Source organism: Bradyrhizobium betae, assembly GCF_050632175.1.
GTDB lineage: Bacteria > Pseudomonadota > Alphaproteobacteria > Rhizobiales > Xanthobacteraceae > Bradyrhizobium > Bradyrhizobium betae_B.
The window spans coordinates 1,068,951-1,091,222 of record NZ_CP192576.1 but is presented as its reverse complement, the minus strand read 5'-3'; the positions used below and the strand labels follow the sequence as shown (position 1 = coordinate 1,091,222).

At 63.4% G+C, this 22,272-nt stretch carries 18 protein-coding genes and 3 pseudogenes; 19 read left to right on the top strand and 2 right to left on the bottom strand.

Annotation, left to right across the window (positions count from 1 at the left end):
* The first annotated feature begins 340 nt into the window (after positions 1-340).
* From ppsR to ACQ86E_RS05475, 4 genes and pseudogenes are all read left to right on the top strand, one after another.
* Positions 341-1,713, top strand: a pseudogene (gene ppsR / locus ACQ86E_RS05490) (transcriptional regulator PpsR).
* Position 1,714: 1 nt separating this feature from the next.
* Entirely contained in the window at positions 1,715-2,101 is a 387-nt protein-coding gene (locus tag ACQ86E_RS05485; protein ID WP_431204543.1) for a hypothetical protein, read from the top strand.
* Positions 2,102-2,159: 58 nt separating this feature from the next.
* A complete protein-coding gene (locus ACQ86E_RS05480; RefSeq protein ID WP_431204542.1) occupies positions 2,160-2,711 on the top strand; it encodes a GAF domain-containing protein in 552 nt (183 codons plus the stop codon).
* Positions 2,708-3,550 (top strand): annotated as a pseudogene (locus ACQ86E_RS05475) (histidine kinase); the annotation flags it as partial. The gene ACQ86E_RS05480 and the pseudogene ACQ86E_RS05475, both read left to right, overlap by 4 nt.
* A 369-nt stretch (positions 3,551-3,919) precedes the next feature.
* Here the strand turns inward: ACQ86E_RS05475 and ACQ86E_RS05470 are convergent.
* The gene (locus ACQ86E_RS05470) at positions 3,920-4,672 is read right to left on the bottom strand and encodes a heme oxygenase (biliverdin-producing) (protein WP_431204541.1); all 753 of its coding nucleotides are present in this window, start codon (positions 4,670-4,672) and stop codon (positions 3,920-3,922) included.
* Positions 4,669-5,562 carry a cobalamin B12-binding domain-containing protein gene (locus tag ACQ86E_RS05465; RefSeq protein WP_431204540.1) on the bottom strand — a complete coding sequence of 298 codons (894 nt, stop codon included), beginning with the start codon at positions 5,560-5,562 and terminating at the stop codon, positions 4,669-4,671. The genes ACQ86E_RS05470 and ACQ86E_RS05465 overlap by 4 nt, the downstream gene beginning before the upstream one ends.
* A 303-nt stretch (positions 5,563-5,865) precedes the next feature.
* On the opposite strand from ACQ86E_RS05465, the gene bchF reads away from it, so the two are divergent.
* The 15 genes and pseudogenes from bchF to ACQ86E_RS05390 all read left to right on the top strand — a co-directional run bounded on the left by bchF (position 5,866) and on the right by ACQ86E_RS05390 (position 22,132).
* Positions 5,866-6,399 (top strand): 2-vinyl bacteriochlorophyllide hydratase, encoded by a 534-nt coding sequence (gene bchF, locus ACQ86E_RS05460; RefSeq protein WP_431204539.1) that lies wholly within the window; start codon positions 5,866-5,868, stop codon positions 6,397-6,399.
* Entirely contained in the window at positions 6,396-7,679 is a 1,284-nt protein-coding gene (locus ACQ86E_RS05455) for a ferredoxin:protochlorophyllide reductase (ATP-dependent) subunit N (protein ID WP_431204538.1), read from the top strand. The genes bchF and ACQ86E_RS05455 overlap by 4 nt, the downstream gene beginning before the upstream one ends.
* 2 nt (positions 7,680-7,681) lie before the next feature.
* Positions 7,682-9,256: a ferredoxin:protochlorophyllide reductase (ATP-dependent) subunit B gene (gene bchB / locus ACQ86E_RS05450; protein ID WP_431204537.1), complete on the top strand. Its 1,575-nt coding sequence runs from the start codon at positions 7,682-7,684 to the stop codon at positions 9,254-9,256.
* The gene (locus tag ACQ86E_RS05445) at positions 9,231-12,959 is read left to right on the top strand and encodes a magnesium chelatase subunit H (RefSeq protein WP_431204536.1); all 3,729 of its coding nucleotides are present in this window, start codon (positions 9,231-9,233) and stop codon (positions 12,957-12,959) included. The genes bchB and ACQ86E_RS05445 overlap by 26 nt, the downstream gene beginning before the upstream one ends.
* Entirely contained in the window at positions 12,956-13,867 is a 912-nt protein-coding gene (gene bchL, locus ACQ86E_RS05440) for a ferredoxin:protochlorophyllide reductase (ATP-dependent) iron-sulfur ATP-binding protein (RefSeq protein WP_431204535.1), read from the top strand. The genes ACQ86E_RS05445 and bchL overlap by 4 nt, the downstream gene beginning before the upstream one ends.
* Positions 13,867-14,568, top strand: a complete 702-nt coding sequence (gene bchM, locus ACQ86E_RS05435) for a magnesium protoporphyrin IX methyltransferase (protein ID WP_431204534.1) — start codon at positions 13,867-13,869, stop codon at positions 14,566-14,568. The genes bchL and bchM overlap by 1 nt, the downstream gene beginning before the upstream one ends.
* Positions 14,565-15,998 (top strand): MFS transporter, encoded by a 1,434-nt coding sequence (locus ACQ86E_RS05430; protein ID WP_431204533.1) that lies wholly within the window; start codon positions 14,565-14,567, stop codon positions 15,996-15,998. Before bchM ends, ACQ86E_RS05430 begins: the two co-directional genes overlap by 4 nt.
* A gap of 21 nt (positions 15,999-16,019) precedes the next feature.
* Positions 16,020-16,787 (top strand): photosynthetic reaction center subunit H, encoded by a 768-nt coding sequence (gene puhA, locus ACQ86E_RS05425; RefSeq protein ID WP_431204532.1) that lies wholly within the window; start codon positions 16,020-16,022, stop codon positions 16,785-16,787.
* Entirely contained in the window at positions 16,784-17,458 is a 675-nt protein-coding gene (puhB, locus tag ACQ86E_RS05420; protein ID WP_431204531.1) for a photosynthetic complex putative assembly protein PuhB, read from the top strand. Before puhA ends, puhB begins: the two co-directional genes overlap by 4 nt.
* Before the next feature lie 13 nt (positions 17,459-17,471).
* The gene (gene puhC, locus ACQ86E_RS05415) at positions 17,472-17,930 is read left to right on the top strand and encodes a photosynthetic complex assembly protein PuhC (RefSeq protein ID WP_431204530.1); all 459 of its coding nucleotides are present in this window, start codon (positions 17,472-17,474) and stop codon (positions 17,928-17,930) included.
* The gene (locus tag ACQ86E_RS05410; RefSeq protein ID WP_431204529.1) at positions 17,927-18,232 is read left to right on the top strand and encodes a hypothetical protein; all 306 of its coding nucleotides are present in this window, start codon (positions 17,927-17,929) and stop codon (positions 18,230-18,232) included. Before puhC ends, ACQ86E_RS05410 begins: the two co-directional genes overlap by 4 nt.
* A pseudogene (acsF, locus tag ACQ86E_RS05405) lies at positions 18,229-19,327 on the top strand (magnesium-protoporphyrin IX monomethyl ester (oxidative) cyclase). Before ACQ86E_RS05410 ends, acsF begins: the two are co-directional and overlap by 4 nt.
* A gap of 51 nt (positions 19,328-19,378) precedes the next feature.
* The gene (gene puhE, locus ACQ86E_RS05400) at positions 19,379-20,350 is read left to right on the top strand and encodes a putative photosynthetic complex assembly protein PuhE (protein ID WP_431204528.1); all 972 of its coding nucleotides are present in this window, start codon (positions 19,379-19,381) and stop codon (positions 20,348-20,350) included.
* The gene (gene hemA, locus ACQ86E_RS05395) at positions 20,347-21,558 is read left to right on the top strand and encodes a 5-aminolevulinate synthase (protein WP_431204527.1); all 1,212 of its coding nucleotides are present in this window, start codon (positions 20,347-20,349) and stop codon (positions 21,556-21,558) included. Before puhE ends, hemA begins: the two co-directional genes overlap by 4 nt.
* Before the next feature lie 94 nt (positions 21,559-21,652).
* On the top strand, positions 21,653-22,132 hold the full coding sequence (locus ACQ86E_RS05390; protein WP_431204526.1) for a hypothetical protein: 480 nt from the start codon (positions 21,653-21,655) through the stop codon (positions 22,130-22,132).
* The last annotated feature ends 140 nt before the right edge of the window (positions 22,133-22,272 follow it).

The window sequence follows — 22,272 nt, the reverse complement described above, 5'->3', positions numbered from 1 at the left end:
AGGATATATTGACAGATATAAATATCAACTAATGTTGTCGGTTCCTGACGGCCTTTTGAGCGGCGTCAAACGAGTTCCCGGGCAATTGTGCCAGCTTAACGCTTGGCAGCGTGCTTTCTCGCCGGGGCGGCCACGGCCGGTGTCATGTAAATGTGACAACTAAAACCTTCAAAACAAAGGTGTTTCTTGACTTCGCGTCGGAATTTGCGCATTCGTATCGGGCGGGGCTGAGTTTCGGGTGCCAAGTGTCAGGCAGCGTTGGCACATCTCATGCACCGGTCCGACTGCCGTTGTTTCGACAGCTTCACGCGTCCTCAGAGAATGATCGGCAGATAACAGAATGGCCGCATTACCGACCGTACAGCCCGACATCACCCTCTTGCTGGACATGGAGGGGTGATCCGCGAGGCGACGTTGTCTCCATCAATGAGCGGCGAGAGTGTCGACGGATGGCTCGGCCGCCCGTGGGTCGAAGTCGCCGGCGACATGGGCGGCGAGAAGGTCAAGCGCATGGTCGATGACGCGCGCGTCACCGGCATTTCGGCATTCCGCCAGATCAACCAGCGCTTTCCGAGCGGTCTCGAAATTCCGATGGAATACACCACGGTGCTGCTGGGCGGCCGTGCCGGGATGCTCGCGATCGGCAAGAACTTGCAAGCGGTCGCCGAATTGCAGTCGCGCCTGATCGCGGCCCAGCAGACGATGGAGCGCGACTACTGGAAGCTGCGCGAAATCGAGACCCGCTACCGTCTGGTCTTCGACGCGTCCAACGAAGCCGTCTTGATCGTGTCGGCCGCCAATCTGCGGATCCTGGAAGCCAACCGTACCGCGATCGAGGCGCTGAATTCGCCGCGTCGCCGCAACGAGGACATCGCGGGACGAGAGTTGCTGCATGACATCGCCGCTGAAGACCGCGACGCGGTTCGCGAAGTGCTGGCGCGCATTCGCGAGCGCGGCAAGGCGCTGAGCATCCTCGTGCATCTCGGCCCTGAAGCGAAGCCCTGGATGCTGCGGGGTTCGCTGATGGCGGCGGAGCCCGGCCATGTTTTTCTGCTGCAATTCACCGCAGCGACCGACCTGTCGGCCCCGAAGGGAAAGGCCGAGCATTCGTCCATCGAGGAGTTGGTCGAGCAGTTGCCAGACGGGTTCGTGGCGCTCGATGAAGCCGGCATCATTCTCCATGCCAATCAGGCCTTCCTCGATCTGGTGCAGCTCGGCTCGAAGGCGTCCACAATCGGGGAATCGCTTGGCCGGTGGCTCTGGCAGCCGGGCGCGGATCTGAACGCTCTCCTTTCGAACATCCAGCGGCACAAGACCGTGCGGCTGTTTACGACGTCGGTTCGCGGTGAGCTCGGTACCGAGACTGAGGTCGAGATATCGGCCGGGACCGGGGAGGGCGGGCCGGGTCATATCGGCGTGCTGCTTCGCAATGTGGCCCGTCGCCTGCCGTCGGGCAGCGAGAGTGATTTTCTGCGCACCGCGCTCGGCTCGATGAGCGAGCAGATCGGGAAATCCTCGCTGCGCCAGCTCGTCAAGAATACGGTTGGCGTCGTCGAACAGCACTATGTGAAGCAGGCGCTCGAGCTTGCGGGTGGGAACCGGACGGCTACGGCTGAACTTCTGGGATTGAGCCGGCAGAGCCTTTATGCAAAGCTCAATCGTTACGGCCTCGACGACAAGGGGCCGGACGCAGAGGAAACCCCAGAGGACTGAGTTGGCGCTGCATTCGCTCGCTACACCAGCATTCGGAAAAGCCGATCTTTCGAACTGCGAACGGGAAGAGATTCATCTCGCGGGCTCGATCCAGCCCCACGGCGCCCTGTTGGTCGTCAGCGAGCCCGATCACCGTGTCGTTCAGGCCAGCGCCAATGCCGCGGAATTTCTCAACCTGAAGCAAGTCGATGGCATGGCCCTCGCCGATCTCGATGGCGATCTGCTGGTCCGAATTCTCCCGCACCTCGATCCGACCGCTCAGGGAATGCCGATCGCGGTGCGCTGCAGGATCGGAAGCCCTGGCGCCGAATATGACGGGCTGCTGCATCGTCCGCCGGAAGGGGGCTGGTCATCGAGCTGGAGCGGGCCGGACCATCGGTCGATTTGACCAGGTACATCGCCAAGGCGGCTCGAGAGGATCTCGCACCGCGTCCTCGATTCGCGCTTTGTGCGAAGAAGCCGCAACTTTGTTTCAGGACCGTACCGGCTACGACCGGGTGATGGTCTACCGTTTTGATGACGAGGGCCACGGCGAAGTGTTTTCGGAGCGCCGCAAGCCGGAGCTCGAGGCGTATCTGGGCAATCGCTACCCTGCGACCGATATTCCGCAGATGGCGCGGCGACTCTATGAGCGCACACGAGTCCGCGTGCTGGTGGATGTGAACTATCAGCCAGTCCCGCTGCAGCCCCGGCTGTCGCCGATCACCGGACGGGATCTGGACATGTCGCTCTGCTTCCTGCGCAGCATGTCCCCGATTCACCTTCAGTACCTGAAGAACATGGGTGTGGGCGCGACTCTGGTGATCTCGCTGGTGGTCGGCGGAAAGCTGTGGGGCCTCGTTGCCTGTCATCATTACGAGCCGCGCTTCATCCATTTCGAATTGCGGGCGGTTTGCGAACTGCTTGCCGAGGCGATCGCGACGCGTATCGCGGCGGCTCGAGAGCTTTGCGCAGAGCCAATCCGAGATATTCGTGCAACGAGCTCGAGCAGCGAATGATCGAGGCCATGTCGCGAGAAGGTGACTGGCGAGGCGCGATCTTCGACAGCTCGCAATCGATCCTGCAACCGCTCGGGGCGAGTGGAAGCGCTCTGATCTATGAAGGTCAGATCATTTCGACCGGTGAGGTTCCGGGAACACAAGAGATCAGGGAGATCGGTGCGTGGCTGGACACGCATCGCGATCGTTCTGTGGTGGCGACGGCATCGCTCGGGCTGGATCTTCCGCAGTTCGCTGGGATTACAAAGGTTGCGAGCGGCATCGCGGTGACGCCGATCTCCAGCAATCCCGGCGAGTACCTGATCTGGTTCCGGCCGGAGCGCATTCGCACGGTGACCTGGGGCGGCGATCCGTTGAAGCCTTTCGTGATCGGCAACAGCCCCACGGATTTGTCGCCGCGGCGGTCGTTCGCGCAGTGGCATCAGCAGGTCGAGGGAACGTCCGACCCTTGGACGCCGGCCGATCTCGCCGCCGCCCGCCTGATCGGCCAGTCGGTGGCAGATATCGTGCTGCAATTCCGCGCGGTGCGAACGCTCATCGCCCAAGATCAACTCGAGCAGTTCAGCCGCCATGTGCGCGTGTCCGAGCAGCCGGTGATCATAGCCGACATTGACGGCAAGATCCTGCTGATGAACGAGGCCTTCAAGACATTGCTGCCGAAGGATCACACTGCGTTTGATCGGCTGGATGAGCTGGCCGGGGCATTTCAACAGTCGGACCGTTTCCTTCGCGATGTTGCCGACCTTATCCGTCATCATCGGGCGTGGCGCGGCGAGCTGCTGTTGCGCAGCGAGAGTAACCGGGAAAAGCCGTTGATGATCAGGGCCGATCCTGTGCATCCGTCGCGGGACCGCGTGCTCGGCTTCGTGTTGATCTTCTCCGATATCACCGACCGTAAGGCCGCCGAGATCGCGCGCAGCCGTTTCCAGGAAGGCATCGTTCAGAGCAATCGGATCAGCAGCGTCCGTCTCGATTCCCGGACCGACCTCGTCTACCAGAACCTGCTGTCGTCGGTGATCGAGAACGCCCAGCTCGCGGCGCTTGAAATCACCTATGGCGTGGAAACCGGCCGGATCGCCGAGATGCTCGAGAGCGTCCGCAATTCGACGCTGCGCACTGCCGAAGTGCTGGAGCATCTGATCTGGCATGCGTCCCGGACGTCGGGGGCGGCAAGCCGAACGCTTGAAACAGCAGCCGTGGCCGACCACCTACTCCACGGCCGCGATCGTGCCCGACCCATGCGGCACCGCGGCTTCGACGGCGCAGGAGAGGTCGATATTCATGGAAAACGCGATTGCGCCTTCCTCCACCACGGCCTGCAGATCGGGCGCAAGTGCACCGGCCTCGTCGAGCGCCCTGCGGTAGTCGGCCTTCAGCACATCCAGATCGGAAAATTGCGGAAAATCATAGAAGCTCAGCTCCGAAGGGCGAAGCTCCAGCGAGCGCGCCAGCAATCGCTGGAGGATCTGGCCGCCGCTGAGGTCCCCGAGATAGCGGGTATAGGCATGTGCGATCAGTCGCATGCTGTCGCCATCGGCCACATGCGCAACCCGCTTGGCGTAGATCTCTCCGGCGGCAAGCAGCGGAATGTCCTCGACCCATCGCTCGCCGCATAGAGCAGCAAGGTCGGATTCGATGGCGAGCGTGCGTGCAAGCCGGTAGTGGGAGAGCAATGCGATGCCGGGTGAACAGCTGTGACGTTCGAGGCCATGCTCCATCGCCCGGTAGGCGGGAAGCAGATTGCGCAACAACAGGATATAGCCTGCCCGGCTCGCTTCACCCCGCAGCAGACTGCGAATGATGCCGGTCCGTTCGGCTTCTGCATGCAGCGCCTTGGTGCGGAAATAAAGCGCAGTCACGACGCCGGGCGGGGAGGGATCGGCCGCCCTGGCAGCAGTTGTACTCGATGGGTAGCTTCTTGGCGTCAATCTGCGCCGTCCCCGTGCGCCGAGGGCGGTCATGTCCGCCCCTTCATCTGCTCGATCAGGCCATGCGCCTGTTGCGGCGCAGTGATCGCATCTGCCGACATCATATCGGCTCCCATCGATGCCACAAGGTCGGGCTGCGCGATTATCATCGGCCCGCCAAGCATGATGCCGACCTGCCGGTTGCGCGAGTCACGCCTGATGTCGTGGATGTCCCTCTTCAGCTCGTCGAGCCGCCGATCGCTGCTGACGGAGAAGCCGACGATGTCGAACCAGTGATTATGCACCAGGGATGTCAGCTCCTGATGCGACGAAAACGGACCGGTGCAGAGATTCCAACCTGCGCGGCGGAAGAATTCGGCCACCATGGATAGTCCGAAACTGTGCTGATCACCGGGAATGATCGTCAGGAGTGCCGATTCTCCGCCGTGGCGGTCGGTGGCTTCCTGCACGAAGCTGTCGCCGAGGCGGTGCATGATGAACTGCAATCGCCCGACGCCGAGCGTCACGCTGGCAAAATCCGTCGTGTCCGATTCCCATTGCTTGCCGAGCTGTCGCGCTGCGGGCGCCAGCAGATCGAGAAAGATCGATTCGACCGAGGCGCCTTTGGCCCGGAGATCCACGACATAGGCGAACGCCGCGCCGTCATCGGCGCCAAGCGCCAGCGCGGCAAACACCTCCACCTCGGTCGGCGTGGTTGGCTCTGCGGTCTCCGCGGGCCTTGTGATCGGTGTGCTGCGTAACGCCAGCACGATCTTGGGAATGATCTGCGTCTTGATGGTTCGGACTACGGCGACCGGTTGCAGCGTCGGCCGAAAGCGCCAGATCGGTGTCGGAATTCGCTGCCGTAACGATTTGGGACGAGGCGCCGACGCGGTGTCGGTGGCGCTACCGGCTGAGAAGGATTGCTCGTTCACATCGGTCATATCTCACTCCCCCCAACATTAAGTCCCCGAGTCCAAAAACCGTCAAGTTGAATTTACGTATGGTTTAGTTGACAGTTCCTGAAGCGAGGTTTAGCCTTCTTTCCATCAAGCCCGCACATAGGGAGTGGCGCGGTGCACTTTCGAGTAGCGAAAAGCGGCCAGTTTCCCGAATGCGGCGACCCTTCGCCGGCACTCACTCGATTTCCCCGGCCGATATCGCATCACCGTGCAGATGGGCTGTCAAACAATCTTTACAGTCTGGCGGACAAATCCGTCGCTGCGCCTGCGAACAGAATTTCGCAGATGGGCAATGTGGGGTCGCAAGCAAGCTCGCCGGCGCAACCACTTAAAGCGCTGTACACGCCGGAGCAGCGCCTTCGCCGCGATGCAACAAGGTGGACGCTGGTACAGGGCATCCTCGCGCCAATTCAGTTTGCCGTTTTCCTGATCAGCCTGGCGCTGGTGGTTCGTTATCTCTTCGTTGGCGAAGGCTTTGCCGTCGCGACGGCGTCGATCGTCGTCAAGACTCTCGTGCTCTACGCGATCATGATCACCGGTTCGATCTGGGAACGTGAAGTCTTCGGCTGCTATCTGTTTGCGTCGGCCTTCTTCTGGGAAGACGTCTTCAGCTTCGTCGCGCTGGCTCTGCACACCGGCTATCTCGTCGCGTTGTTTGCCGGAATCGGCGGCCCGCGCGAGCAGATGCTGCTCGCGCTGGCGGCGTACGCGTCATACTTCGTCAATGCCACGCAGTTCGTATTGAAGCTACGTGCGGCGCGTCGCGACGAGCGCGCTGCATCATCTGCAGCTCCCTTCGTTTCGGAGGGCCGGGCATGAATGTGCATGCGCACGGATGTCAGGTCACAGCCGAAGGCGCGCCCAGGCCGGTCCGCCGCGAGAATGGACAGCGCGAGGTGTTCTGTGGGCTGACCGGTATCGTCTGGCTGCATCGGAAGATCCAGGATGCGTTCTTCCTGGTAGTGGGCTCGCGCACCTGCGCGCATCTGATTCAATCCGCGGCCGGCGTGATGATATTCGCGGAGCCCCGATTTGCGACAGCGATCATGGAAGAGAGGGATCTTGCAGGGCTCACCGATGCCAATGACGAATTGGACCGGATCGTGACTCAGCTGATCGCACGGCGGCCGGACATCCGGCTGTTGTTTCTGGTCGGCTCCTGTCCGTCCGAGGTGATCAAGCTCGATCTGTCGCGCGCCGCATTGCGACTGTCGCAGAAATTTTCGCCTGCGGTCCGCATTCTCAACTACTCAGGCAGTGGAATCGAGACAACATTCACGCAAGGCGAGGATGCCTGTCTCGCCTCGCTCGTCCCCGCGGCCCCCCCAACCAGGACGAGCGAGGAGCAATTGCTGATCGTGGGCTCGCTGGCCGACGTCGTCGAGGACCAGTTCATCCGCTTGTTCGACGCGCTGGGCATCGGCGCAGTGCAGTTTCTGCCGCCGCGAAACTCCGCGGCACTTTCCGATATTGGACCGAACACCAAATTTCTCCTGGCTCAACCCTTCCTTGCTGACACGGCGCGCGCGCTGGAAGATCGCGGCGCTGTCCGGTTGGCCGCGCCGTTCCCGCTGGGGGTGGAGGGTACGACGGCTTGGCTGCGTGCGGCGGCCGATGCCTTCGGTGTCGCGCCCGCGCTGTTCGAGACCGTAACGCAACCTCATCGCACCAGGGCGGAGCGGGCGCTGGTTCGTTATCGCGATCAGCTCGGCGGTCGCCGCATCTTCCTGTTCCCGGATTCCCAACTCGAAATTCCCCTGGCGCGGTTCCTGTCGCGCGAATTGTCGATGCATCTGATTGAGGTCGGGACACCCTATTTGCACCGCGAGCATCTTGCGGAAGAACTCAGGTTGCTGCCCAACGATGTCGTGCTGTCGGAAGGGCAGGACGTCGATTTGCAACTGGATCGCTGCCGCATGGCGCGACCCGATCTCGTGGTCTGCGGGCTTGGGCTTGCCAATCCGCTGGAAGCGGAAGGCATGACCACGAAATGGTCGATCGAGCTCGTGTTCACGCCCATCCAGGGCTACGAGCAAGCGGCCGATCTGGCCGAACTGTTTGCGCGCCCCCTGGTGCGCCGCGCAAAGCTGGTGGCCTGATCATGCAGCTCACCGTATGGACATATGAAGGACCTCCCCACGTCGGCGCGATGCGCGTCGCGACGGGAATGGAAGGCCTGCATTACGTCCTGCATGCCCCGCAGGGTGACACCTACGCGGATCTGCTGTTCACGATGATCGAGCGCCGCGACCGGCGTCCGCCCGTGACCTACACCACGTTTTCCGCCCGCGATCTCGGCGGTGACACCGCCCAGCTGTTCAAGACCGCGGCCCAAAACGCCTATGATCGTTTCCAGCCGCAGGCGATGCTCGTCGGCGCGTCCTGCACCGGCTCGTTGATCCAGGACGACCCCGGTGGTCTCGCGCGTGCGCTCGATCTCCCGATCCCCGTGGTGGCCGTCGATCTGCCGGCCTATCAGCGCAAGGAGAACTGGGGCGCGGCTGAAACGCTCTATCAGCTGGTCCGTGCACTCGCAGGGCCGTCGGCGCCGGCGCCGGGAACAGCACGTGCCGGTCGTGCGGCCGGCGTCCGCGCCAGTTGCAATCTGCTCGGTCCGACCGCACTCGGCTTCCGCCATCGCGACGATATCGTCGAGATCACATCGCTGCTGGCAAAGCTCGGCATCGACGTGAACGTCACGGCGCCGATGGGGGCGACACCGGCCGATATCGCAAGACTTGGCGAGGCCGACTTCAACGTCGTGCTCTACCCCGAAATCGCGGGGCAGGCGGCGTCCTGGCTGCAACGGACGTTGGGACAACCCTTCACCAAAACCATTCCAATCGGCGTCTCGGCCACCCGCGAATTCGCCGAAGAGGTCGCAAAGCTTGCTGGCGTCGATGCGTCGTCGACGCTGGCCTCGGCCTCCACCCGGCTGCCGTGGTATTCGCGTTCGGTCGATTCGACCTATCTCACCGGCAAGCGTGTCTTCATCTTTGGCGACGCCACCCACGCCGTTGCCGCCGCGCGCATTGCATCCGACGAGCTCGGCTTCAAGGTCGTTGGCCTCGGTACCTACAGCCGTGAGTTCGGCCGCGAGATCCGCGACGCCGCGAAGCGCTATGACGTCGAGCCGCTGATCACCGACGACTATCTGGAAGTCGAGGCAAAGGTTGCGGAACTGCAGCCCGAGCTGGTGCTGGGGACGCAGATGGAGCGGCACATCGCAAAGCGACTTGGCGTTCCCTGCGCCGTGATCTCGGCGCCGGTGCATGTGCAGGACTTTCCGGCACGCTATGCGCCGCAGATGGGGTTTGAGGGTGCCAACGTGATCTTCGATACCTGGGTGCATCCGCTGATGATGGGCCTCGAAGAGCATTTGCTGGCGATGTTCAAGGACGATTTCGAGTTCACGGACGGGGCTGTGCCTTCGCATCTGGGCGCAGGCCATCAGGCGACCGATGCGGCAAAGCCGGTTCAGCCCGTCGAGCTGTCCCCGGGAGCGACGTTGGCCGGCGTGACCTGGGCGGCCGATGCCGAGAAGGAACTGCACAAAATTCCGTTCTTCGTTCGCGGCAAGGCGCGCCGGAACACTGAACGTTTCGCCAATGAAAACGGTGTTGCCACCATAACCATTGAGACGCTCTACGATGCCAAAGCGCATTACGCCCGCTGACGCGACGCCTCTGAAGGTCGTCGTCGTGACCATGGACAGTCACCTGTCCGGCGCGGCTGCTCGGGCCGAGAGGTTGTTGAAGGGACATTTCCCCGGGCTGACGCTCGCGGTCCATTCCGCGGACGAATGGGGCACCGACGATGCGGCGCTCGATCTTTGCAGGGCCGACATCGCCCGCGGTGACATCGTGATCGCTACGATGCTGTTTCTCGACGACCATGTTCGCCTCGTGATGCCGGCACTCGTTGCCCGACGCAATGATTGCGACGCGATGATCTGCTGCATGTCGGCGGCGGATATCGTCAAGCTCACGCGCGTCGGTAAGTTCGACATGAGCGGTGAGGCCCTCGGCGCCATCGCATGGCTCAAGAAGCTGCGTGGTAATCGCAAAGGTAGCCCCGGCGGGAAGGGCGAGATGAAGATGCTGCGGCAGCTGCCGAAGCTGCTGCGCTTCATCCCGGGCACCGCCCAGGACATGCGCGCCTATTTCCTGACGCTGCAATATTGGCTGGCCGGCTCCGAGCAGAACATCGCCAATATGATACGCCTGTTGGTCGATCGCTATGCGGACGGTCCGCGCCGCGGCCTGCGCGGCATCGTCAAGGCCGAGGCGCCGGTCGACTATGCCGATATCGGCGTCTACCACCCGCGCCTCAAGGGTCGCATCGCCGATACCGCAGATCGACTGCCTGTCCCGGCCGGCGAGCGCGGCACCGTCGGCCTCCTGTTGTTGCGCTCCTATCTGCTCGCCGGAAATGCCGGTCACTACGATGGCGTGATCGCCGCATTCGAGGCGAGGGGGCTGCGTGTGATCCCCGCCTTCGCCAGCGGGCTCGACCAGCGGCCGGCGATCGAGCGCTTCTTCATGAAGGAAGGCCGCAGCGCGGTCGATGCGGTCGTCTCGCTCACCGGATTTTCGCTGGTCGGTGGTCCCGCCTACAATGACTCCCGGGCGGCCGAGGACATTCTCGCTCAACTCGACGTGCCCTATCTGTCGGCGCATCCCGTCGAATTCCAGACATTGGAACAATGGGGGGCTTCGGATCGTGGCCTGATGCCGGTGGAGAGCACCATTATGGTGGCGATCCCCGAGCTCGACGGTGCTGCGGGACCGATGGTCTATGGCGGTCGCTCCGACGGGGCAGGTGCTCCCTGCACCGGCTGCGAGCGCGCTTGCATTTTCGCACCGGCCGCGACCGGCGGCGAAATGCACGTGTGCAGCGAACGCGCTGACATGCTGGCGGCGCGCACGGCAAGACTGGTCGCGACGCGACGCTCGGAACGGCGGGATCGCAAGGTCGCGATCGTCTTGTTCAATTTCCCGCCGAATGCCGGCAACACCGGCACCGCGGCGTTCCTGTCGGTGTTCGAATCGCTTCATCGCACGCTCTCGGCAATGAAGCGCGAAGGCTATCAGGTCGAGGTTCCCGAAAACGCCGACGCTTTGCGTGAACGTATCGTGGTCGGCAATGCCGCCCGTTTCGGCGCGGATGCCAACGTCCACGCCAGAGTTTCCGCTGGTGATCACGTTCGGACCGAAAAATGGCTGCGTCAAATCGAGGCGCAGTGGGGACCCGCGCCCGGCAAGCAGCAGAGCGACGGCGGCTCGATCTTCGTGCTCGGTGAGCGCTTCGGCAATGTCTTCGTCGGGATACAGCCTGCATTCGGCTACGAGGGCGATCCGATGCGGCTGTTGTTCGAGAAGGGCTTTGCGCCGACGCATGCCTTCTCGGCCTTCTACCGCTGGCTGCGCGAAGATTTCGGCGCCTGCGCGGTGCTGCATTTCGGCACCCATGGGGCGCTCGAATTCATGCCAGGCAAGCAGGCCGGTCTGTCCGGCGCATGCTGGCCGGACCGCATGATCGGCGACCTGCCGAACCTCTATCTCTATGCCTCGAACAATCCGTCCGAGGGCACGATCGCCAAGCGCCGTTCGGCGGCGACACTGATCAGCTATCTGACGCCGCCGGTCGCCCATGCCGGGCTCTACAAGGGTCTGCTTGAGCTTAAGGCTTCGATCGAGCGCTGGCGGGGCCTTGCTCCGGATCAGGATGCCGAGCGCGGCGATCTCGCAACATTGATTCAGGCGCAGGCCGGTGCGCTGGAACTGACCGAGGCCGAGCCCGCGTGGATGAATCCGGCCAAGGCCGTCGGCAAATTGTCGCAAGCCGTGCTCGAGCTCGAATACACCCTGATCCCGCATGGCCTGCACGTCGTTGGTGAAACGCCATCGGTCGAACAGCGCGTCGAGATGCTGCAAGCGGTCGCCGACGCCTCGCACGGCGCGCGCCCGCATAAATCGGTTATCGAGCAGTTGGTCACGGGCGAGGCGCCCGAAGCGCTGGCCGCCAGGGACGCCGCTACGCTGTCGCTGTACACCGAGTTGGCCGGCATCGACCGCATCCTTCAGCAGGATCATGAACTGCCGGCGATCCTGCATGCGCTGGACGGCAAATTCATCCGTCCCGCGCCTGGCGGCGATCTCCTGCGGACTCCAGCGATCCTCCCCACGGGGCGCAATCTGCATGGCTTCGATCCGTTCCGGATTCCGAGCGCCTTTGCGGTGCAGGACGGAGCACACCAGGCGCAGCGGCTGATCGACAAGCATGCCGGCGAAGGACACGGGATTCCGGAATCGGTCGCGATCGTGCTGTGGGGCACAGACAACCTCAAGAACGAGGGCGCGCCGATCGGGCAGGCGCTGGCCTTGCTCGGGGCAAGACCGCGCTTTGACGGCTATGGCCGCCTGACCGGCGCTGAATTGATCCCGCTCGATCAGCTGAGCCGTCCGCGTATCGACGTGATCATCACCATGTCAGGCATCTTCCGCGACCTGCTGCCGCTGCAGATCAAGCTGCTGGCCGAGGCCTGCTTCCTGGCCGCGTCCGCCGATGAACCGGTCGAACGGAATTTCGTTCGCAAGCACGCGCTTGCGTTTCAACTCGCCAACAATTGCGACCTGGAAACGGCGTCCTTGCGCGTCTTCGGCAATGCCGACGGCGCCTATGGCTCGAACGTCAACCATCTCGTCGAGAACGGCCGGTGGGACAACGAGGACGAACTGGCCGAGACCTATACCCGCCGCAAGAGTTTTGCCTACGGCCTCAAAGGGCAGCCGGTGCAGCAGACCGCGCTGTTGAAGAACGCGCTCGCCACCGTCGATCTCGCCTATCAAAATCTCGACTCGGTCGAGCTCGGCGTGACCACCGTGGATCATTATTTCGATACGCTGGGCGGCATCAGCCGCGCCGTGCGGATGGCCAAGGGCGGCCTGTCGGCGCCGGTCTATATCGGCGACCAGACCCGTGGCGCGGGCACGGTTCGGACGCTGTCGGAGCAGGTCGCACTGGAAACGCGGACGCGGATGCTCAATCCGAAATGGTACGAGGGCATGCTCAAGCACGGCTATGAGGGCGTCCGCCAGATCGAGGAGCACGTGACCAACACCATGGGCTGGTCGGCCACGACCGGCGAGGTCGCGCCCTGGGTCTACCGGCAGCTCACCGAAACTTTCATGCTCGACCCCGAAATGCGCGAGCGCCTGGCCTCGCTCAATCCAGTCGCGTCCGCAAAGGTCGCGAACCGCCTGATCGAAGCGCACGAACGCAAATACTGGTCGCCCGATCCGGAGATGCTCGATGTCCTGCGCAGGGCAGGCGAAGAGCTCGAAGACCGCCTCGAAGGCGTGGGAGTTGCCGCATGAATATCCAGACCAAACCATCGTCGCTCAAGAGCCCGTCCTGCTGCGGCGACGGCGAGGGCAGCGTGCAGGTCCAGCTCGATCCCAAGCTCAAGATCGGTGCCGCGAAAGTGTTCTCGGTGTACGGCAAGGGCGGCATTGGCAAAAGCACGACATCGTCGAACCTGTCGGTCGCATTTTCCAAGCTCGGCAAGCGTGTGCTCCAGATCGGCTGCGATCCCAAGCACGACTCGACCTTCACGCTGACCAAGCGGCTGGTCCCGACCGTAATCGACGTACTTGAATCCGTGAACTTTCACGCCGAGGAACTTCGCCCCGAGGACTTCGTGTTCGAAGGCTATAACGGCGTGATGTGCTTGGAGGCCGGCGGGCCTCCGGCAGGTACCGGCTGCGGCGGTTACGTCGTGGGCCAGACCGTGAAGCTCCTGAAGGAGCACCATCTGCTCGAAGACACCGACGTGGTGATCTTCGACGTGCTCGGCGACGTCGTCTGCGGCGGCTTTGCCGCACCCTTGCAACACTCCGACCGCGCGCTGATCGTCGCCGCTAATGATTTCGACTCGATCTTCGCGATGAACCGCATCGTCGCCGCCATCGAGGCCAAATCGAAGAACTACGGCGTCCGGCTCGGAGGCGTAATCGCCAATCGCAGCAAGGATACCGACCAGATCGATCGCTACAGCGAGCAGGCCGGGTTGAGACGGGTCGCGCATTTCCCGGACCTCGACGTCATCCGCAAAAGCCGCCTGAAGAAATCGACGCTGTTCGAAATGGACGAGACGCCGGAACTGAAGGCCGTCACCGACGAATACATGCGGCTGGCCGCCGGGCTCTGGGCTGGAACGATCGAGCCGTCGCCGGGGAAGTCGCTGAAAGACCGTGAAATCTTCGATCTGCTGGGGTTCGACTGATGTCGATTGCAACCTATCTGGAACGGCGTGGCGAGCTCAAGACCTATTTCGACCGAACTGCGGTCGATGCCTGGGCCAAACTGACGTCCGATGCCCCGGTCGGCCGCATCAGGGCGACCGTCCGCGCGGGCCGCGACGAGATGCGCAACACATTGCTGTCCTGGCTGCCTCAGAACATGAGCGGCGCGCGGCTGCTCGACGCCGGATGCGGCACCGGTGCTTTGTCGATCGAAGCCGCGCGGCGCGGCGCGCGCGTGGTCGCGATCGATCTGTCGCCCACACTGGTGTCGGTGGCGCAGGATCGGCTGCCGTCGGACCTCAATTCTTCCGCTATCGAATTCCGGTCCGGCGACATGCTCGATCCCAAACTTGGCAAGTTCGACTTCGTCGTCGCGATGGACTCGCTGATCCATTATCGCCCGGCCGACACCTGTCGGATCATGGCGGGACTGGCGAACCGGACCGCCGAGGCGCTGTTGGTGACGTTCGCGCCGAAAACGCCCGCGCTGGCCGTGATGCACGCGGTCGGCCGTCTTTTCCCGCGTGGCGATCGCGCACCAGCGATCGAACCCGTTGGGGAACAGAAATTGCGGCGGTTGCTGTCATCGGAGGAAGGCCTCGAGCGCTGGCAACTCGGTCGCAGCCATCGCGTCGCCAGCGGATTCTACAAGTCCCAGGCTTTGGAGATGATGCCTCGATGACGCGGATTTCGTCGACCCTGGCAAAAGGCTGGATGCGGATCGGGACCCGCTTCCTTCCGTTTGCCGACGCGGCAACGACGGAGCTTCCGCTCGGACGGCTGCTGCGTCTGTCGCTGTTCCAGGTGTCGACCGGTATTTCAATCGTGCTGCTGAACGGCACGCTCAACCGCGTCATGATTGTCGAGCTCGGCGTTTCCACGCTCTTGGTCTCGCTGATGGTGTCGATCCCGCTGGTGTTCGCGCCGTTCCGCGTTCTGATCGGCTTCAAGTCCGACAATCACCGCTCGGTGCTGGGATGGCGCAGGGTGCCCTATATCTGGATGGGGACGCTGATCCAATTCGGCGGCTTCGCGATCCTGCCGTTTGCGCTGCTCGTGCTGTCCGGCACCGGCGAGTATCCCGCGGTCTACGGACAATTCGGTGCCGCGCTCGCCTTTCTGCTGGTCGGCGCCGGCATGCACACGGCCCAGACGGCGGGTCTCGCGCTCGCGACCGACCTGGCGCCGGCCGGTGCGCGGCCGCGCGTGGTGGCGTTCCTCTATGTGATGCTGCTATTCGGAATGGCCGGCAGTGCGTTGATCTTCAGCGAGCTGCTGCGCAATTTCAACGAGATCCGCCTGATCCAGGTTATTCAAGGCGTTGCCGTCACGCAATTGCTGCTCAACATCGCTGCCCTGTGGAAGCAGGAAGCGCGCAATCCCGCGCTGACGTCGGCTGCGCGCGAGCGGCCCGAATTCCAGCACTCGTGGGCTAGGTTTCGCAACGCGGGTGGATCGATCCGCGTCCTCGTCGCTGTGGCGCTCGGCACCTCGGCATTCTCGATGCAGGACATTCTGCTTGAGCCTTACGGCGCCGAGATCCTCAAGCTGACCGTAGGCCAGACCACGGCCCTCACGGCGTTCTTCGCGCTGGGCACGCTGGCCGGATTTGGCCTTGCCGCCAGGACCCTGGGACGCAACGCCGATCCCTATCGCATCGCCGGCTTCGGCGCGGTAGCAGGCGTGTTCGCGTTCGCCGCGGTGATCTTCGCCGCGCCCCTGGGCTCGGTTCTGTTGTTTCGGATCGGCACCGCGCTGATCGGTTTCGGCGGCGGACTGTTTGCCGCGGGAACGCTGACTGCCGCGATGGCGCTGGCACGCGACGGTGAAAGCGGGTTGGCGCTGGGCACCTGGGGCGCCGTGCAGGCGACCGCGGCTGGCGGCGGGATTGCTCTCGGCGGCGGCATTCGCGATGCCGTGACCTCGCTGGCGTCGAGCGGCGCGCTCGGCCGTGCGCTGACGGGTCCGTCGATCGGATACAGCGTCGTCTACCACATCGAAATTGCGTTGTTGTTCGCCACTCTGGTTGCGATCGGTCCGCTCGTGCGTTCGGCACGGGCTAGCTTTCCGCAGCCATCCACGAAGTTCGGCCTGGCGGAATTTCCAGGCTAGTCGACGACAGGGAGGTCGCCCATGCAGCCCGACGCGTATATGGACCTGGCACAGGTCACGCTCTACGTCTTCTGGATATTCTTCGCCGGTTTGATCTTCTATCTTCGCCGCGAGGACAAGCGCGAGGGTTATCCGCTCGAATCGACCGGGATCAACGGCGGGGTCGCGCACGGCTTTCCGCGCATGCCCGATCCCAAGACTTATCTCTTGCGGGACGGGCACACCGCGACGCTGCCGAACCACAAGAACGATCGCCCCGACGTCGCGTTGGCGCCGATCGCGGTGTGGCCGGGCGCTCCGGCGGAGCCGACCGGAAATCCGATGCTCGATGGTGTCGGGCCGGGGTCCTACGCCAATCGCGAAGACGTTCCCGAACTGACGATGGAAAACATCCCCTGCATCGTTCCGCTGCGCGTTGCCGAAGGCACCTATCTGGAGCCGCGCGACCCCGATCCGCGCGGTATGCGCGTGAATGGTGCGGACAGCGAACCCGGCGGCATCGTCACCGACGTCTGGGTCGATCGTGCCGAGGCCCTTATCCGCTATCTTGAAGTGGAGGTCCCGATCATCGGCGGAGTCAAGCGCGTGCTGCTGCCGGTGCCGTTCGCCAAGATCGACCGTTACCGCAACCGGGTCTGGGTCGACGCCATCCTCGGCAGCCAGTTCGCCAACGTCCCGGAGACGAAGAGTCCGGATCAGGTGACCAAGCTCGAGGAAGATCGCATCGTCGGATATTACGGCGCGGGTACACTCTACGCCACGCCGGCGCGCCAGGAGCCGCTGCTGTGAAACAGGATCACCAACAGTTCAATTCGCAGTTCAAGGAGCTGCCCGCACAGCTCCCGGTCGGCGAGCGCGTGATCTGGCAGGGTAAACCCAGCTTCAAAGGGCTGGCGCTACGCTCGTTTCACATCCGCGAGGTCGCGATCTATTTCGGCGTCCTGCTGGCGTGGCGGCTGTGGTCGAACTGGTCGCAGAGTGTACCGGCCCGAGATGCAATCATTTCGGCGCTGTGGTTGATCGCTCCCGCGATCAGCGCGATCGCCGTGCTTGCCGGCCTCGCGTGGCTGTTCCGCCGCGCCACCTGCTACACGCTCACCAGCAAGCGCGTCCTGTTCCAGTTCGGCGTCGCGCTGCCGATGACGATGAACATTCCGCTGAACAGGATCACCAACGCCGCCCTGAAGATCCATCGTGACGGTACGGGCGATATTCCGCTGGGTGTGTCGGACGGCAAACGCGTGTCGTACCTGCTGCTGTGGCCGCACATCCGTCCGTGGCGCCTGCGCGCGCCGGAGCCGATGCTGTGCGCATTGCCGGACGCCGCGATCGTTGCGGCCCGTCTGTCCGAGGCGTTGGGCGGGCAGCCCACTCCGAAGGCGGACGCGCTCTCGACATCCGCCAACCGCAACCTGGTCTCGGGTGTGACGGCCAATTCGCCGTCGACCGCAGCCGCCTGAACGGAGAGCGATCATGAGCCAGGCCATCCAGGAGCCCGTCGTTCCCAGAGGAGGGATCATCGCGGCCGCGGCCCTCGTCCTGTTTTCGCTCGCGACGGTGACGACGGCGCGATTGACGGGCACGGGCGGCGTCCACATGACGCTGCCGGCGGTTGCCGAGAGCCGCGAATTCCAGTTCGAGGACGGCAACAACGGCGCGGTGCTGGTGTACGACGCCGGCAGCCGGCAATTGGTGGATACGCTGGCGCCGGGCAGCAACGGCTTCATTCGTGTCGTGCTGCGCGGTCTCGCGCGGGAGCGCAAGCTCGGCGACATCGGCAAGCAACCGCCATTTCGCGTCACCCGTTTCGTCAACGGCCAGATCACATTGACGGACACATCGACCGGCAAGCAGATCGACCTCGACGCCTTCGGATCGGCCAATACAGCGGCCTTTGCCCGGCTGATGACCCTGAAGGGGAGCACGTCATGACAATGCTCTGGAGCGGTACCCGAAAAGCGTTCGACGTGGCCTGCACGGTCGAGATCGAGCAGACCTCGGAGACGCTGCATGCCCATGTCGTGCTCGATGGCGACATCGCGATCGAGCCCGGCGACGAGGTGAGGGTCCATGATGCGCCGACCGGGGTCGCCTTCGGCGAACGCCTCGTCGTGCGCAGGACCGCGACCGTGGTTCGTGCCGGTCCGCTCGACCGCCTGCGGGCGCGGATCGAAGGATATCTCGAATTGACCGAGCTTTACGAAGTCAGTTTCTCTGACGGGAGGGCAACATGATCCCCATGGAAGGCGGAACCCACGGCAGCCTGCAAACGCGCCCCGGCATCAAGGGCAGCAGCGAAAGTCTCGACAAGGCGCGCGAGGACACCATCCTCAGCCCGCGCTTCTACACCACCGACTACGAGGCGATGGATCGCCTCGATGTCAGCCTGGTGCGGTCCGAATGGAACGCGGTCATCAAGGAACTGCGCGCCGATCACAACAAGGCGCATTTCGTCAAGACCGACGAATTCAAGAACGACCTTGAATCGCTACCGCCGGAGCTGCGCAAGGAGTTCAAGGATTTCCTGGTCTCGTCGCTGACTGCCGAGTTCTCGGGCTGCGTGCTTTACGCGGAGATCAAGAAGCGGATCAAGAACAAGGATATCCAGGAGCTGTTCAGCTTCATGAGCCGGGACGAGGCCCGCCACGCCGGATTCATCAACGAAATCCTGAAGGATCACGGCATCGGGGTGGATCTGAGCTTCCTCACCAAGGTGAAGAAGTACACCTATTTCCGTCCCAAGTTCATCTTCTACGCGACCTATTTGTCCGAGAAGATCGGCTATGCCCGCTACATCACGATCTACCGGCAGATGGAGCGGCATCCCGAGCGCCAGTTCCATCCGATCTTCCGCTGGTTCGAATTGTGGTGCAACGACGAGTTCCGCCACGGCGAGGCCTTTGCGCTGCTGATGCGCGCCGATCCGTCGCTACTGCGCGGCCTCAACAAGCTCTGGATCCGGTTCTTCCTGCTCGCCGTGTTCGCCACAATGTACGTGCGCGATCACATGCGCCCCGCGTTCCATGAGGCGCTCGGCATGCACCCGACGGAGTATGACATGCGGGTGTTCCGCATTACCTCCGAGATTTCCAAGCAGGTGTTTCCGGTCACGATCGATATCGAGAACCCGCGCTTCCTCGCCGGTCTCGGAGCGCTTGCGGCTTATCTCGGAAGCGATGGCGGATGCGCGCGAGCAGGGCGGCTTGCTCTCGAGGGTGAAGCGCGCAGGCCTTGCGGCCCAGGCGGCGATGACATTCGCAAGGCTGTTCCTGCTGCCAGTGAAGCCGAACGCGCTGCCACGTGAAATCTGCCTGCAACCAGCTTGGTGAGGAGAGTGCGTTGATCGCCGCATACACGGTCCCCCCATTTATGCTGCCTTCGTGTGGTGGTTCAGCACCGGGGCCGTGCTTTTGCTGGTGGGACGTTCGGGACGGTTCGAACTGTCGCGAGCGTTCCTGGCAGTCGGGCTGCTCTCAGGCTCGCTCGGCGGCCTCGCGCTGACCGCCGGCGATACCACCGTCGGGAGCGCCTATGCGGCCTTCACCTGCACGATCCTGCTCTGGGGCGCGCAGGAGATCGCCTTTCTCGCGGGATGGCTGACCGGGCCGCGGCCGGAGCCTTGCCCGGTCAACGCGACCGGCCGGTCGCGCCTCGGCTTTGCGTTGCAGGCCATCCTCTATCACGAGTTCGCGCTGCTCGCGTGCGGCGCGGCCGTCGCCGCGCTGACCTGGAACGGTGCCAACCAGGTCGGTCTTTGGACCTTTGCGGCGCTCTGGGTGCTCAGGCAAAGCGCCAAGATCAACCTCTTCCTCGGCGTTCCTGTCACCAACGACGAACTGATGCCGGACGCGGTGCGATTCCTGAAGACCTTCTTCACGCGCGGGCCGGTCAGCGCCTTCTTTCCGCTCTCCGTCACACTTGCGACCGCGATCCTCGTCATCATGATCCAGCGCATTGTCGAGGTCGCTGTGACGCCCTTCGAGATCGTCGGCCTGACACTGGTATCGACGTTGTTTGCGCTCGGCGTTGTCGAGCATTGGTTCATGCTGCTTCCGCTGCCGGCAATCACGCTGTGGGGCTGGGGCATGCGCTCGGGTTTTCCGCCGGAGGACACCACCATGGAACAGGAACGAAACACCAAGACCGCCGCTGCGCCGCCGAATCTCGTCCTGCTCGCGGATGTGCGCCAGGATGCGGCGCCTCCCAGGCCGTCACAGGCAGCCTGCGCGCGGCAGCGGCTCGAAGACCAGTTTCGTCAGAGTTTCCGCGAACAACAGGCAAAGGATGGCCTGACCACGGCTCTCAACATCCGTACCGAGCCGGCGGCAACGATCAATGGGAGGACGTCATGAACTACGAAGCCTATTTTCGCCGGCAGCTCGAAGGTCTTCATCGCGAAGGCCGCTATCGCGTGTTTGCCGATCTCGAACGCAAGGCAGGCGCCTTTCCCCGCGCAAAGCATCATCAACCGGATGGCGCCGGCGAAGTCACCGTCTGGTGCTCGAACGATTACCTCGGCATGGGCCAGCACCCGGCCGTGCTGAAGGCGATGCATGAGGCGCTCGACAGTTGCGGCGCAGGGGCCGGCGGCACGCGCAACATCGCCGGGACCAACCACTATCACGTGCTGCTGGAGCAGGAACTGGCCGACCTGCACGGCAAGGAATCCGCGCTGCTGTTCACGTCGGGCTATGTCTCCAACATGGCGTCGCTGAGCACGCTGGCGTCGCGCATGCCAGGCTGCACCATCCTGTCGGACGAGCTCAATCACGCCTCGATGATCGAGGGCATCCGGCACAGTCGCAGCGAGACGCGCATCTTTGCCCACAACGACCCCCGCGATCTCGAGCGTAAGCTGAGCGATCTCGACCCGCATGCGCCGAAGCTGGTGGCCTTCGAGTCGGTCTACTCGATGGATGGCGATATCGCGCCGATTGCCGAACTCTGCGACGTCGCCGAAGCCCACAATGCCATGACCTATCTCGACGAGGTCCACGGTGTCGGCCTGTACGGACCGAAGGGTGGCGGCATTGCCGACCGTGAGGGCGTGAGCCATCGCCTGACCGTGATCGAAGGCACGCTGGCAAAGGCGTTCGGCGTCATCGGCGGCTATGTCGCGGCATCGGCCACGATTTGCGATTTCATCCGCAGCTTTGCCTCCGGCTTCATCTTCACCACGTCGCTGCCACCGGCGGTCGCTGCCGGCGCGCTCACCAGCATCCGTCATCTGAAGTCGAGCGCGGCGGAACGCGAGCGGCATCAGAATCGCGTCGCGCGGCTGCGCAAGAGGCTCGACGAGGCGGGGGTTGCGCATCTGGACAATCCCAGTCACATCGTGCCGGTCATGGTCTGCGACCCTGTCCTGTGCAAGCAGATCAGCGACGTGCTGATCGACCGCTACGGCATCTATGTGCAGCCGATCAACTACCCGACCGTGCCGCGTGGCACCGAGCGCCTGCGCATCACGCCATCGCCGCATCACACCGATGCGGATATCGAGCATTTGGTGCAGGCTTTGGCATTGATCTGGGCGGAGGTCGGGCTCGCCAAGGCAGCCTGATCGGCTGTCCTTGGTCGACCGATTTTGGCGTTGGGGTTGGGGTTGGGGTTGGTCGATGGCACGATAGGCAAGGTCTTTGCGAAGCCGGTCAATCATGCGGAAGTTGATGAAATTTCTTCACACGCTGGGAGCGATCGGCGTTGTCGGCGCGGTCGCGTGCCTTCTCGTCATGGCCGGATACGCCCCCGGGCCGGACGCGATCGCGCAATACGCGCCGCTCAGCATCGCGACAGGGGCAGTGGGCACCTGGATCTTCATGCCGTCACTCGGGCTCACTCTGGTGGCCGGGCTGTTGGCCATGGCCGTGAACAGGACCTTTCACAGCGCGGGCTGGGCATGGGCAAAACTGGCGACGGGTGTCCTCGTCTTCGAATGGGGATTTGTCTCCGTGGTTGGGCCACTCCAGCAGGAAGCGGAACAAAGCGCGCGAGCGTTGGCCGGCGAAATCGATCCCACCACGCTGGCCGGCGAACTGGGGACGCGCCGCGCGACGCTTTGGGTGTTTCTGGCCATTGCTATGGCCAATATCGTTCTCGGAGTGTGGCGGCCGCGGCTGTCTCGGTCGCCTGACTAGGCAGCAATGGAAAATTATGACCGTACGTCGCTCACCCTTAGTCAGGAGGTCCCAGGTTCGGGCCCTGGTGCGCCCACCATATAAATCAGGCCCAATGGTCCTGGCTAACGGCGAAATCTGTCGCGCGCGTTCGCATGGCC